Genomic DNA, 12,366 nt, shown 5'->3' on the forward strand with positions numbered 1-12,366 from the left:
GGTCGCCTACCGCATGGCGGCAGTCAACCGACCGCATGGTCCGCCCGTGCTAGCTGAATACCACCGTCTTACGACCGTGCACGAGGATGCGATCCTCGAGATGCCAGCGAAGGCCACGGGAGAGGACGAGTTTCTCGATGTCGCGGCCCTGCCGCACCATGTCCGAGACCTCGTCCGCGTGGTCGACGCGAATCACGTCCTGCTCGATGATGGGGCCCGCGTCGAGTTCTGAAGTCACGTAGTGACAGGTGGCGCCGATGAGTTTCACCCCGCGCGCGAACGCCTGGTGGTACGGGCGGGCGCCGACGAACGAGGGCAGAAAGCTGTGATGGATGTTGATGGCGCGGCCGGCCCAGTGCTCGCACAGCGTCGACGGGAGCACCTGCATGAAACGTGCCAGCACCACGGCGTCGGGGTTGTGGGCGTCCACCAGTTCACGCACCCGATCGAACGCCGGTCCGCGCTCCGCGGGATCCTTCGAGAACGGAACGTGGTGGAAGTCGATGCCGTGCGCTCGTGTGACGCTCTCGAGGTCGCGGTGGTTGCCGATCACGGCGCAGACCTCGGCGGGTAACTCACCACCTGCGGCGCGTCCCAACAGGTCGTGGAGGCAGTGCGGCTCTTTGCTCACCAGCAGCACCACGCGCTTGCGTTCACCCGTGTCGGACACTGTCCATTCCGTCTCAGGGCCGAGTTCGGCGGCAACGCGCGCGAAGCGCTCCCGAAGTTCCTCGATGGACATGTCGACCGAAGAGGCTCGCACTGCCTGACGGGTGAAGAACCAACCGGTGTCGGCATCGGCGTGGTAGGCCGCCTCGACGATCCAACCGCCCACCTCTGCGAGGAACGTCGAGATGCGGGCAACGATGCCGGTGCGGTCAGGGCAACCGAGAGACAATACGTACCGGTGATCGTCGGTCGAAACAGCGTTCATGAGGGATAGTCTTTCAGGTTGCGTTCCGACCTTTCACGATGGCGGTCCCGACAAGCGTCCCGGCATCGATGTCGTGAATCGCACGTTCGGCGAGTAACTCGAGGAAATCGCCACGGATCACCTCGACGGTCTGTGCGTCGAACGGCGACAGCGCCCCGCGCATGGACCCACCCAGGACTAGGTCCCACGCGAACTCGGGGGTCGCGGGAATGATGTTGGACAGTTCTCGAACCTCGGTCGAGCGCGTGCCGAGTTCGGCCAGCCACTGGTGCAGACCTTGGGGGGTGTCTATGCGTTCGAGGAGATCGAATGAACTCTCGGCCTGTGCGGGTCGGGGTTCGCCGTGTCGTGCGACGGCGTCGAGGAAGGCGCTCGCTAAGTCGCGCAGCGCTCCACGCCGCCACACGGTGATTCCGACCTTGCCGCCCGGGCGAACCAGGCCGGCGAGCCGGGTGAACGTCGCGTCCATGTGGGGCAGAAAGAAGACCCCGTACGAACAGGCGACGGCGTCGTAGCCGACTTCCGGTACGGTGCTCGGCGGCTCCCACTCAATAGCATCCGCGCAGACGAATTCGATGTTCTGCAGTCCACGCTCGGAGGTTTTCAGTCGCCCCTGTTCGAGCAGTTCGTCAGCTAGGTCGACAGCGTGCACGAGTCCGGACGGACCCACTGCGGTGGCCGCCGGGATCGCCGAAGACCCTGCGCCGCAGCACACGTCGAGAACAGCATCGCCGGGGCGCAGACCGAGTTGGAAGACCAGAGACTGGCCGGCCGGAGTCCACACTGCCCCCGTTAACCGGTCGAATTCCTGCCGAGCCTCGTCGAAGATCGAACCCCGATCGTCCATACCGTGATGCTAGCCGCGATGCCAGCCGCGGCGAGTGCCGGAGAAGGCGTTGTGCGAAGCTCACAGGTATGCCCCACGCTGCACCGACCCGTTCCCAAGTCGCCGACCTCGTCGACCACACGCTTCTCGCGCCGCAGGCGACAGCCGACGACGTCAAGGCGCTGATCGACGAAGCCCGATCCCTCGGCGTACTCGCCATCTGCGTGTCGCCGTCGATGCTGCCGGTACGGGCCCCCGGTCTGGTGACGGCCGCAGTGGTCGGATTCCCCTCGGGAAAGCACCACTCGCTGGTCAAGGGGGCCGAGGCCAGGCTGGCGGTGGACCAGGGCGCGCAGGAGATCGATATGGTGATCGACATCGGTGCTGCGGTGGCCGGCGATTTCAACGCCGTGCTCGCCGACGTCCTCACGGTACGGGAGGCGATCGGTGACGGCACAGTCCTCAAGGTAATCCTCGAGACCGCCGCGCTCACCGACGAGGCGATCGTGGAGTCGTGCCGGGCCGCAGAACGTGCCGGCGCGAACTTCGTGAAGACATCTACCGGATTCCATCCTTCGGGCGGAGCATCGGTCGAGGCAGTCCGACTGATGGCTCAAACCGTCGGCGGGAGGATCGGGGTCAAGGCGAGCGGAGGAATCCGTACCGCTCAGACCGCGCTCGACATGATCGCGGCCGGAGCGACGCGGCTGGGCCTGTCGGGAACTCGGGCCGTCTTGGACGGGTTGCCCAGCTGACCCTGCCGGTCGCTCAGACCAGGATTCCGCAACTGCTCTGCTGTTGCTGCTGCTGTTGAGCGGTGTCTGCGGCCGGCATCGTGTACGCGCCGCCCTCGAGTGTGATGTCGATGGCGTCGTCGGTGACCTGCAACGAGGTTGGCTGCATACCGAGGGGATAGGTCTGCAGACTCGAAGTGAGGGTCTGGACGATACCGTTCACGAGATCAGTCGGAAGCCCGAAACCGAGGATCTCGGCGCCCACGGTTTCCACGTCGACAAGTCCGTTCGTGACGGTAGGTTTCACCGTCAGGCCGGCCAGTCCGCCCGGGCCGACGTCGAACTTCAGCGTTCCCGCGTTGGAATCGGCAGTCACTCCACTGATCAGCGAGCCGAACGCCTGTTCCTGCAGAGTCGTGAGAATGCCTGCGGTGGACCAATTGACACGGGCCTCGGAACTGCCGATGGTGCCGCTGCTGTCGGCGGTGTCCTCGATCCGGATGTCGTTGACCCGGGCGTGTACCTGCATTCCCTGCGCTGGACCGAACTTCGTGTCGTCGCTGTCGATGGTGATGTAGGGGGTGTTCTTGTCGACCGATTGCAGAAGGACGGGCTTCCAACTCAGGCCGATGTCGACCTGCGAACCGAGTTGACTCTCGAACTGGTCCGCCATGCAGGTCTTCACGCTGTGGCGCACGAAGAGTTCGCCGCTGACGAGGATCGCCACGAGTACAGCGATGACGACCAGAGAGATGACGAGCACGCGGTTGCTGCGGGGCGCGGAGTTCATTCGGGCTGTCATTGCAGGGATTCTTCCCGACAAATCTGAACGAACTCTGTGAAAGCGACGGTGATGAATCGACGAGATCGCTGAAAATGTGATGTACGACATAGTTGCCCAGTAATCTAGGGAAATGTCCGGATGGTTGGCCCCGCGTCCCGGTGACCCGGAGCGAGAAGGTGTCGGCGAAGAACTGACCCGCGCCGCGACGGCTCAAGCCGGTTACTTCACCACGGCGCAGGCGCTGCGCCTCGGTTTCGCCGCCGCAGACATAGGCGAGCACGTCGCAGATGGGTCGTGGGTCAAGATCGAGCGAGACCTGTTCCGCTTGAAGGATTGTCCGCGCTCCGACCTGGAAGAGTTCGCGAAGTGGTGCACCTGGTTCGGTGCCGCGGCGGCGGTCTCCCACCAGAGTGCCGCCGAACTCCACGGTCTCGGGCACCTGTACCCGCGATTCATCCACCTCTCCACGGTGCTGTCGCCGCCGGCGCCGACGCAGCAGCTCGCGCTACACCGGCGTTCGTTGCGCCCGGAGGATTGTGAGCAGGTGGGTCCGCTGCGCATCACGACGCCGAAGCGCACCGCACTCGATCTCGCAGCCGGCGGTATCTCTCAGGAGTTACTCGACGAGGTGGTTGCCGACGGGGTCGCCATAGGTCGGCTGGATGCCAGTGCACTGTACGGCGAATGCGGGTCGCTGCCGGAGCAGGTGGCGCAGAGGGTCGAACACGCTCTGGCCGCGTGCAACTGACCGATCACGTCTGCGTGATCAGAACGGCCACTCGCTGTTCCGGGTGTTCTCCAGAAGCGGGATCATGGAAAACCCCGCGTCGGAGAGACCTCCGAACGTGTGGCGGTTCGCGGTACCTGTGGGTCCGTGACCGTGGCGGTATCCTGCAACGTTCCACGTGTACACAGGCACATCGGCCGGAACATGTTTCGCCGAATCGCCCCACGTCGACTGCTCGTCGGTCACGATGACGACGCGGTCGTGTCCGCGGTAGTACTTGCGCACCGCAGACGGAGTGTCCGTGCCGCCAAGGTTGCCGAAGCTGTCGACCACCCGAAGCACCGGCAGGTGCTTGAACGACACGTACCGACTCCCCGTACCGAACTCGACCAGGTTCGCCCGCTCGGCGCGTGCCGCCAACACGGTGCCGAACACGGCGGCTGCGTCCGCGCGTGTCAGTTCCGACCGCGCCGAGATGCGGCTGTAGAACATCGACCCCGACCGGTCGACGAGAACCAGGGTGCGCCCGGGTAGCGACGGCACTGCGGAGAGCGACGCCCCGAGGGCACGCTCGAGAGCATGCCCCCATCGCAGGCTCGGTGCGTTCCGGTACGCCGCAAGCAGCCGCATCGGCAGCTGTCGCGACTTCGCGACCTCACCCGGATCTGCGATCCGGGTGGCTACCCGCTCGGCGATGTGATCGTCGATCCCGGACTCGTCGAAGTTGCGCAGATTACGCAGCAGCGCAGCGTATCCCATAGACGGGATCATTGCCTGCCATGCCGCGGAATCCATCGGTCCCTGCAGCCAGCCCGCGAGCGACTCCCACGTCATCCCGGCGGCGGACAGCCGCTCAGGCGTGCGGAGGACTGCGCGCCGCTTCTCCAGCGGAAGCGCTGCCAGTGCGGCGCGTTCGCACAACATGCTCAGGCCGGCAGGTACGGCGTTGTCGCGTCCCTGCCTCCGATCGATTGCGTGCCGAAACAGCTCGCTCTGCCACGCCGCCGTCGGCGAAGCGTGAGTGAGCTCGATGACGTCGCCGAAGCGGACGTCCCTCGCGTCGGAATCCCATTTCAACAGTGAGCGTTCCGAGTAGAGGCGGGCGGCTGCATCGGCGACACCGCGCTTGACCGGCTTCGGGATCGAGCGACTATGACGGCTGATCCAGTACGCCAGGATCTCACCGGGTTCGTCCGCACGCTCCAGCGCGGAGGAGATCACGGCCCGGTTACGGCCGTGCACGCCGGCGCCCAGGCGGGCGCGGACGAACTCCGCCGCCGCAACCACCGCTGCCGAACGCAGGTGCGCGTCCCGGCGAAGCCAGCCGATCATGCGGGCGGTCCACTCGGGATCGGAGAGGGTGACCTCGTGGACGAGTTCGACGAACCGCCCGTCGCGATCGTGCTCCGGCTCGTAGAAGGTGTTCTCACCCACCATGTTGGTGACGGCGAGAAGGAACAACTCGCTCCTAGCGTCGCGGGTGTAGCCGTTCCCGCCCTCGAACGTGCGTCCCGACGGTTGCGTCTCCGATGTGATGGGGCTCAGAACGTTCTTGCGGCGACGCGTTTTCAGATTGAACTTGCTCATGAGTTGTTCCTCCTTCCGAGAGGTGCCGTTGTTCTTGAGAGGTGCGCGCCACCCGAGGACGAGGCGACGGCGGGATGCGGAATCGAAACCGCGTGCTTGCGCACTTCGCCGAAGAAGTATCCGTCGTCTGCGCACCGAGTGACGCGCACCTATGTCGTGCCGAGTTCAGGGTCGGCGGAGGCATGGACGCGCTCTACTACTGAGCACCGGGAACAGGTGTCCCCGGCCGGATTCGAATCGGCGACCACGCGATCTACAGTCGAAGTAGCCCCCGCCTGCGCACCGACACAACATGTTTCGTGAAGAGACTCTACGGGGAGGATCGTGCGATGTCGCGCGAATTAGTTCGTTGCGCGGGGTGCGACCAGTGACCACGGAACGGTAAGGATGTTGTCGCGTCGCCGATGCCTCTGGTGTTGCACCGGAATCCCCTGCGCGCGAAGGAGTTCGAGGGCAGTCCGCCACCGCACTCGAGGTCCGAACGAACCGTGTGGCGCTGCGGTGGCCCACGCCAGGTCGGCGGTGGCGAGCAAGGCGTGGACCGGCTCGCCGGGGACGTTCCGGTGGATCAAGGCCTTCGGAAGGCGTGCGGCGATGTCGGAGGGTCTTTCGACGTCGAAGGGATCCCAGGCGAGCGTCAGCGACAGCGGCCCTTGGGTGTCGAGCAGCACCCAGGCGCAGCGGCGGCCTAGTTCATCGCACGTGCCGTCGACGATCAGACCGCCCGGTGCAAGCCCGGCCTGCATGCGTGCCCACGCAGGCCCGACCGCTTCCTCGGGGTACTGCCGCAGCACATTGAATGCACGGACGAGGACGGGACGCAGCCCGGAGAGTTCGAACCCGCCGCGGGCAAAACTTACTCCGAGCCTGCTCTCGACCACGCGCTCCGGATCGATCTCGAGGCCCACGACTCGGCGGTCCCTACGTACCGCGGTGAGTCGATCCGCGAGCTCGAATGTGGTGTGCGGGCGGGCGCCATACCCGAGATCGACCACGACTGGGTCGGCGGAGTCGTTCAGTGCCCGCCGCACCAACGGATCGTGAACCAGCCACCGGTCACTGCGTCGCAATCGGTTGATGCCGGTGGTGCCGCGGGTGGTGACACCGTGAGGCCGCCGCAGCGTCGCGGAAGTCATGGGAACTGTGGGTCGTGGCCGTCAGTGCTGTGACAACCAGTCTTCGGTGATCTCGGCCTCGGAGCGGAACAGGTCGATGAGATTGACGAGCATCAGTTGCTCCAGCTTCCCGCCGATGAAGGGTAGATACACCTTGGCCTCCGACGTCGTGCGGAATGTGCACCCGGTGTCGGTGGTGAACAACTTCATGGATCCGGTGAGGCTGCCAGGTCCCGCAGGAATCGACGCCTCGTATGTGCCCATCGTCGGCTCACCGAAAGGGGTGTACAACTCCTTGCGGGTGATGACCATGTCCTTCTTCATCACTGCCTGCGCGATCTCTGGAAGCTCCGAGCGCGGCAGGATGTGATGAAGAACGACGGCGATCCCGTCGTTGGTGACCTCGAAGTGCTCGATGTGATTGTCTGAGTACTTCCGCATCTCCTCGATGCGAGCATCCCAGTAGTCACGGTCGGTGAACGCGCTGTACACCTGTTCGGGGGTGTGTTTGTAGCGGGCTGAGTAGTCGATGCGGCGAGCCATGATGGACAAGGTTACCGGCTGTGACCGAACGCGCCAGATACGTGCCCCAGGGTCAGGCTCCGAGCCACCGCTCCGTGAACTCCTGCTCCTTCTCGATCAGACGCAGGACCTCGTCCGCGATCGCGCTTTCGATCTTGCCGCCGATCAGCGGGATCTTGACCTCGGCCTTGCCTTCGAACTTCACATTCGATCCGGCGCCGTCACCGGTCAAGGTCTGGGTTCCGGAAATAGTGGCGGGAGCACCCTCGATTTCGGCCGTGAACGTTCCCGCGGCGCGATCGCCCTCGAGCATGCTCCATGTTTCGATGCGCCTGATCACCAGATCGCCGGGCCGGATCTTCGTGACGATGCCGGGTAGATGCTCTGCGGGAATCGTCTGCGACATGGCCACCGAGATGGTGCCTGGGCCGGTTGTGGCCTGATCGAGAGTGGCCCCCGGCCCGCCAACCTGCTCGAGTCGGTCACGCCAATACTGCTCGACGATCAGGCACGCATGCACCTGGGCAACGGGAAACGCGTAGGACGACGAATGCTCGATGCGGCGGCTCACGACCGGCACGCTACCGTTTGCCTTTGTGTGGGATGTGAGCATTGTCGGTCAACTCGTCGATTCGGGCGCCTTCACGTCCGAAAACCTCGAACTGTCGGGGCTGACCACGTTGCGCGTCGGCGGGCCGGCACGGATCGTGGCGGAGTGTGCAACGACGCAGATTCTCGTCGACGTCGTGCGACTCCTCGACTCCGCGCACATCCCGACACTCATCCTCGCCGGCGGCTCCAATCTCGTGGTCGGGGACGGCGGATTCGACGGTGTGGTGGTGCGTGTGTCCAATAACACGGTCGGCCTCGAAGAGGATTTCGTCACTGCCGAGGCCGGTGCCGGGTGGGACCGGGTGGTTGCCCAGACCGTCGCCGCAGAGTTGGGCGGGCTTGAGTGCCTGTCGGGAATTCCGGGTTCGACCGGGGCCACGCCGGTGCAGAATGTCGGCGCATACGGAGTCGAGGTGGGCTCGATGCTCAGGCGGGTGCAGCTGCTCGACCGAAGGAGCGGCGAGACCCGATGGGTCGAGCCCCACGCCCTCGGTCTCGGCTATCGTACGAGCGTTCTCAAACACTCGGACGCTGCCCTGGTGCTGGCGGTGGAGTTGACGGTGCATCCCGACGGTCTCGGCGAGCCGCTGCGCTACCGGGAACTGGCCGCGGCGCTCGATGTGCCCGAAGGCCGCCGGCTGCCTCCGGCGCAGGTCCGAGATGCCGTGCTGGACCTGCGCCGAGGTAAGGGCATGGTGCTCGACCCCGCCGATCACGACACATGGAGTGCGGGCTCATTCTTCACCAACCCGGTGGTCAGTGACACCGAGTTGATGCGTGTTCTCAGCATGATCGAGACCCGACTCGGCGACGTCGCCGTCCCGCAGTACCCGGTGGACGGCGGAACGAAGTTGTCGGCGGGATGGCTGATCGAGCGGGCCGGCTTCTCGAAGGGGTATCCCGCTGAGAATGCTGTGGTGCGGCTCTCGACGAAGCATGCCCTCGCCCTGACCAACCGAGGCGCCGCAACGAGTGCAGACCTGCTGGCGCTGGCCCGCGATGTCCGCGACGGTGTTCACGCCGCTTTCGGGGTCCGTCTCGAACCGGAACCCGTGACAGTGGGCTGTGCGCTCTGAGATTGTCCGTAGCGGAGGTAGCCTCGTCGTTGTGTCTGAACTGTATTCCCGGAGAGGTCGGCCGCGGGCCGCGTTTGTAGTGGCAGCGCTGGTCGCGCTGCTCGCACTTGTGACCGGATGCGCGGTGGGTTCGACGTCGGGAACGGCCACGGCACCCCCCGGGCCCATAGTCGAGGTCACGCAGAATCCGGCGTCGGGCACCGAGGACGTCAACCCGGTGGCGCCGATCTCGATTACCGCATCCCAGGGTACGTTCACCGACATTTCGCTGGTCAACGCCCAGGACCAGTCGGTCGAGGGTGCGCTGTCACCTGACCGGACTACGTTCACGGTCGGCGAGGCGCTCGGCTACGGTTCCACGTACACGTGGAAGGGGACAGCAGTCGGCACCGACGGCAAGTCCGTCGCTGTCGACGGCAGTTTCGCAACGCTCGAACCTGAAAAGACCGTCTCCGCCGCCTTGAACATCGGCGACGGCCAGGAAGTCGGGATCGCCGCGCCGATTATCGTGCAGTTCCACGGCACCGTCGAGGACAAGGCCGCCGCGGAAAAGGCGCTGACGGTCACGACCGACCCACCCACCTCAGGTTCCTGGGCGTGGCTACCCGACGACAACGGTTCGCGCGCTCACTGGCGGCCGCAGAACTACTGGGCGCCCGGTACTACCGTCGACCTCGACGCCAGGCTGTACGGCGTCGACTTCGGTGCCGGAGCGTACGGCGCTGCCGACCTGACGCTGGACTTCACCGTCGGACGCAGTCAGATCGTCATCGCGAACGCGCCCAGCCACCGGATGCAGGTGGTGCGCGACGGCGAAACAATCATGGACATCCCCGTCAGCTACGGCGAAGGCAACGAACCACGCAACGTCACGCGCAGCGGCATCCACATGGTGACCGAGAAGTACGAGGACTTCCTCATGTCGAACCCCCCCTTCTACGAGAACGTGCGCGAGCGCTGGGCCGTCCGCATCTCCAACAACGGTGAATTCATTCACGCCAACCCGGAGACTATCGGCGTGCAGGGATCGTCCAATGTCACCAACGGGTGCATAAACCTCTCGCTCGCAGACGCCCAGCAGTACTTCGGCACCGCCATGTACGGCGACCCGGTCGAAGTGACCGGGACGTCCATCGACCTCTCCGCCGCCGACGGTGACATCTACGACTGGGCCATCGACTGGCCAACCTGGCAGTCCATGTCCGCACTCGCCAATTAGCGGTTCCCCACGGCTAAAGCTGGGGGCTTCTCGGGCGGAATTCGGTGAGCGGCATGTCGTTGGTGGGTAGGGCTGATGTGCGTGGCACAGTTGTGAGCGGGGAGGGCGCCGACGTTGCTCGGCGCCCATTCACTCTGATGGAATCACTCGAACTCGTGGAATGAGGCATCGATGGTCTGGCAAGAATCGCGTGCAGAACTGAACGCCGGCATTGCCAGACTTTCGCAGCAGATGGACTCGAGCCTCGAAGACCTGCGCCGTGAGTCTCAGATGTTTTCGGATCTGCTCGACACTGTGTTCGACGACCGATAAGTCTTGGGCGACAGCTAGCCGGGCCGGTTTAGGTCGTGCGGTGGAAACGGGTGGCATCTGCCTGATCCCTGGGCCTGACGAGGATCTGGTCAAGGTTCACATGGGACGGGCGGGAAGCGGCGAACCCGATGACTTCTGCGATATCCATGGCCACCAGTGGGGTGATGCCCTCGTAGACCTTCTCGGCACGCTCCTGGTCGCCGTCGAATCGCACCAGCGAGAACTCCGTCTCCACAGCGCCCGGCAGAACCTCGGTGAAGCGGACGGGCTTTCCGAGTAGTTCGCCCCGCAGAGTGCGGTGCAGGGCGGCTTGCGCGTGCTTGGCGGCGGTGTACCCGGAGCCGTTGTCATAGATCGACACAGCGGCAATCGAGGTGACTGTGACGATCAAGCCGTCACCCGACTCGATCAACTTCGGCAGCAGCGCCTTGGTGACTCGAAGTGTGCCCAGGACATTGGTGTCCCACATCCACTGCCAATCGTCGAGGTCGGCGTCGATGATCTGGGCCAGGCCCTTGGCGCCGCCGGCGTTGTTCACCAATACATCGACACGAGGCAGGACGGCGGTGAAGGCATCCACGGAGTCCTGATCCGTGATGTCGAGTTCGAGGGCGGTGCCCTCGATTTCTTTGGCGATCTTCTCCAGCCGATCTAGTCGCCGGGCTCCGACGACCACATGGAAACCCTGCTTGGCCAGTGTGCGGGCGGTGGCTTCTCCGATCCCGGAACTGGCTCCGGTGACGACGGCGATGCGGGTGTTCGAAGAAATGGTCATGACAACATGTTAGGGCCGGTGACCGGGGCAATGGGTGGTCAACCAACCGGAGGGGCGGACGTCGACTCCGGTGCCGCGCCGCGCCTTCGCAATTCCGCCCTGGCCCTCTCGATTCCGCCGTGCTCGAGCGCCGCCAGCGGGGATTCGTCCGCCCACACGAGTTCACCGCGCCGGCGAACCGTGACACTCATTGATCCGCCGAGATGCTCGAGAGCGCCGGGAATGTTGCGCCGCTCCGTCGGGAGTGGTACCGGCAGAACGTGGGCCGAGTCGAGCGGGGAACCTCCCTCGATCTCGACGCTCCAGGTAGGGCTGCGACCCTTCAGGGACCACCGTTCGTCCGTGACGTGCGCGCGTACTGGGGAGGTGACCGGGTTGCAGAGACGAACCACTCTGCCGTCGGGCAGTACCACGACGACGGATGTGATCTCGGTGCGCAGTGGGCCCGCGACGACCTCTCCGCCGGCGAACGCCACACAGGCATGCTGGTCGGCGAACCCCTGGGCTTGCCCCCACCACCAGGAGTCAGGGAAACCGCCCTTACCCCAGTTCTTTTCGCCGTAGACCTGGGCCCCGTCGAGGTCGATCTCGGTGTCGCCCAGTACGGCCCTTCCTTCGACTCTTCCGCCGAGAAGCCACGGATGCCAGTACTGGTTCAACGCCGGCACGGAATGAAAGACACCGGATCCGCCGAGTTTGCGCCGCGGCCACCGGACCTGTCCGCCGATCCGGACGTCGAGTCGGGCGTCCGGTCCGAGATCCACCTGGAGGCGGTCGACCGACCCACGGAACGCTTCGCCGGCGAACGCACCCAGTCCGGCGGGGTTCGCGTAGCCCTCGGGGTGTGCGGCGGTACGCACGAAGGGAACGGGGTGACCCGCGAGGCCGAGTGTGGACCAGTGGCCGTCAGCGGCCCGGTTGATCCCGGCCAGGGCGATCACGACCTGGCCCGTGGCAGGCTGAGTGAACCGCCAGAAGTAGCCTTCCATCGCGACATCATGCGAGGGGAGCACGTTCCCGAGCGGCAGGTCCGCCCCCGTCGCCCGGTAAGCCCGGAGAAGTCGCGACAGCGGCCAGCTTTCCGGCTGAGGATCGGCTTGGCTCATACCTGTCGATGCTAGGGGTGGAACCGCACCTGCGCAG

At 65.1% G+C, this 12,366-nt stretch carries 14 protein-coding genes; 5 read left to right on the top strand and 9 right to left on the bottom strand.

The window, feature by feature from the left end; translation table 11 throughout:
• Positions 1 to 49: 49 nt before the first annotated feature.
• Both purU and RM2_RS16835 read right to left on the bottom strand, forming a co-directional pair.
• On the bottom strand, positions 50 to 934 hold the full coding sequence (gene purU, locus RM2_RS16830) for a formyltetrahydrofolate deformylase (RefSeq protein ID WP_072690698.1): 885 nt from the start codon (positions 932 to 934) through the stop codon (positions 50 to 52).
• Positions 935 to 947: 13 nt separating this feature from the next.
• Complete coding sequence (locus RM2_RS16835) at positions 948 to 1,781, bottom strand: class I SAM-dependent methyltransferase (protein WP_072690699.1); 834 nt, start codon at positions 1,779 to 1,781, stop codon at positions 948 to 950.
• Positions 1,782 to 1,849: 68 nt separating this feature from the next.
• Between RM2_RS16835 and deoC the strand changes: the two genes are divergently transcribed.
• Complete coding sequence (deoC, locus tag RM2_RS16840; protein WP_072690700.1) at positions 1,850 to 2,515, top strand: deoxyribose-phosphate aldolase; 666 nt, start codon at positions 1,850 to 1,852, stop codon at positions 2,513 to 2,515.
• Between the two features lie 13 nt (positions 2,516 to 2,528).
• Here the strand turns inward: deoC and RM2_RS16845 are convergent, their stop codons facing one another.
• Entirely contained in the window at positions 2,529 to 3,296 is a 768-nt protein-coding gene (locus tag RM2_RS16845; RefSeq protein WP_072690701.1) for an LmeA family phospholipid-binding protein, read from the bottom strand.
• 112 nt (positions 3,297 to 3,408) lie between these two features.
• Between RM2_RS16845 and RM2_RS16850 the strand changes: the two genes are divergently transcribed.
• Entirely contained in the window at positions 3,409 to 4,026 is a 618-nt protein-coding gene (locus tag RM2_RS16850; RefSeq protein WP_072690702.1) for a type IV toxin-antitoxin system AbiEi family antitoxin domain-containing protein, read from the top strand.
• A gap of 18 nt (positions 4,027 to 4,044) precedes the next feature.
• Here RM2_RS16850 and RM2_RS16855 read toward each other — a convergent pair whose 3' ends face one another.
• From RM2_RS16855 to RM2_RS16870, 4 genes are all read right to left on the bottom strand, one after another.
• On the bottom strand, positions 4,045 to 5,592 hold the full coding sequence (locus tag RM2_RS16855) for a TROVE domain-containing protein (protein ID WP_072690737.1): 1,548 nt from the start codon (positions 5,590 to 5,592) through the stop codon (positions 4,045 to 4,047).
• A 341-nt stretch (positions 5,593 to 5,933) separates the two neighbouring features.
• On the bottom strand, positions 5,934 to 6,728 hold the full coding sequence (locus tag RM2_RS16860; RefSeq protein ID WP_072690703.1) for an SAM-dependent methyltransferase: 795 nt from the start codon (positions 6,726 to 6,728) through the stop codon (positions 5,934 to 5,936).
• A 21-nt stretch (positions 6,729 to 6,749) separates the two neighbouring features.
• Positions 6,750 to 7,250, bottom strand: a complete 501-nt coding sequence (locus RM2_RS16865; RefSeq protein ID WP_072690704.1) for a DUF2505 domain-containing protein — start codon at positions 7,248 to 7,250, stop codon at positions 6,750 to 6,752.
• Positions 7,251 to 7,302: 52 nt separating this feature from the next.
• Positions 7,303 to 7,800 (bottom strand): DUF2505 domain-containing protein, encoded by a 498-nt coding sequence (locus tag RM2_RS16870; protein WP_174553870.1) that lies wholly within the window; start codon positions 7,798 to 7,800, stop codon positions 7,303 to 7,305.
• A 25-nt stretch (positions 7,801 to 7,825) separates the two neighbouring features.
• On the opposite strand from RM2_RS16870, the gene RM2_RS16875 reads away from it, so the two are divergent.
• The 3 genes from RM2_RS16875 (at position 7,826) to RM2_RS24590 (ending at position 10,448) form a co-directional block, all read left to right on the top strand.
• On the top strand, positions 7,826 to 8,917 hold the full coding sequence (locus tag RM2_RS16875) for a UDP-N-acetylmuramate dehydrogenase (RefSeq protein WP_072690738.1): 1,092 nt from the start codon (positions 7,826 to 7,828) through the stop codon (positions 8,915 to 8,917).
• Positions 8,918 to 8,948: 31 nt separating this feature from the next.
• On the top strand, positions 8,949 to 10,136 hold the full coding sequence (locus RM2_RS16880; protein WP_072690740.1) for a L,D-transpeptidase: 1,188 nt from the start codon (positions 8,949 to 8,951) through the stop codon (positions 10,134 to 10,136).
• Between the two features lie 171 nt (positions 10,137 to 10,307).
• Positions 10,308 to 10,448, top strand: a complete 141-nt coding sequence (locus tag RM2_RS24590; RefSeq protein ID WP_169846750.1) for a hypothetical protein — start codon at positions 10,308 to 10,310, stop codon at positions 10,446 to 10,448.
• A 28-nt stretch (positions 10,449 to 10,476) separates the two neighbouring features.
• On the opposite strand, the gene RM2_RS16885 is transcribed toward RM2_RS24590, so the two are convergent.
• Positions 10,477 to 11,223: an SDR family NAD(P)-dependent oxidoreductase gene (locus RM2_RS16885; protein ID WP_072690705.1), complete on the bottom strand. Its 747-nt coding sequence runs from the start codon at positions 11,221 to 11,223 to the stop codon at positions 10,477 to 10,479.
• Between the two features lie 38 nt (positions 11,224 to 11,261).
• Entirely contained in the window at positions 11,262 to 12,329 is a 1,068-nt protein-coding gene (locus RM2_RS16890) for a tocopherol cyclase family protein (protein ID WP_072690706.1), read from the bottom strand.
• Positions 12,330 to 12,366: the final 37 nt, after the last annotated feature.

Origin of the sequence: Rhodococcus marinonascens NBRC 14363 (assembly GCF_001894885.1) — a bacterium.
In the GTDB taxonomy this organism is placed as follows: domain Bacteria; phylum Actinomycetota; class Actinomycetes; order Mycobacteriales; family Mycobacteriaceae; genus Rhodococcus_F; species Rhodococcus_F marinonascens.

Excerpts from the sequence above, each read along its gene's own strand:
- RM2_RS16835 (WP_072690699.1), bottom strand. The coding sequence starts at position 1,781 with ATGGACGATCGGGGTTCGATCTTCGACGAGGCTCGGCAGGAATTCGAC.
- RM2_RS16860 (WP_072690703.1), bottom strand. The coding sequence starts at position 6,728 with ATGACTTCCGCGACGCTGCGGCGGCCTCACGGTGTCACCACCCGCGGC.
- deoC (WP_072690700.1), top strand. The coding sequence starts at position 1,850 with ATGCCCCACGCTGCACCGACCCGTTCCCAAGTCGCCGACCTCGTCGAC.
- RM2_RS16890 (WP_072690706.1), bottom strand. The coding sequence starts at position 12,329 with ATGAGCCAAGCCGATCCTCAGCCGGAAAGCTGGCCGCTGTCGCGACTT.
- RM2_RS16855 (WP_072690737.1), bottom strand. The coding sequence starts at position 5,592 with ATGAGCAAGTTCAATCTGAAAACGCGTCGCCGCAAGAACGTTCTGAGC.
- RM2_RS16845 (WP_072690701.1), bottom strand. The coding sequence starts at position 3,296 with ATGACAGCCCGAATGAACTCCGCGCCCCGCAGCAACCGCGTGCTCGTC.
- RM2_RS16850 (WP_072690702.1), top strand. The coding sequence starts at position 3,409 with ATGTCCGGATGGTTGGCCCCGCGTCCCGGTGACCCGGAGCGAGAAGGT.
- purU (WP_072690698.1), bottom strand. The coding sequence starts at position 934 with ATGAACGCTGTTTCGACCGACGATCACCGGTACGTATTGTCTCTCGGT.
- RM2_RS24590 (WP_169846750.1), top strand. The coding sequence starts at position 10,308 with ATGGTCTGGCAAGAATCGCGTGCAGAACTGAACGCCGGCATTGCCAGA.
- RM2_RS16865 (WP_072690704.1), bottom strand. The coding sequence starts at position 7,250 with ATGGCTCGCCGCATCGACTACTCAGCCCGCTACAAACACACCCCCGAA.
- RM2_RS16885 (WP_072690705.1), bottom strand. The coding sequence starts at position 11,223 with ATGACCATTTCTTCGAACACCCGCATCGCCGTCGTCACCGGAGCCAGT.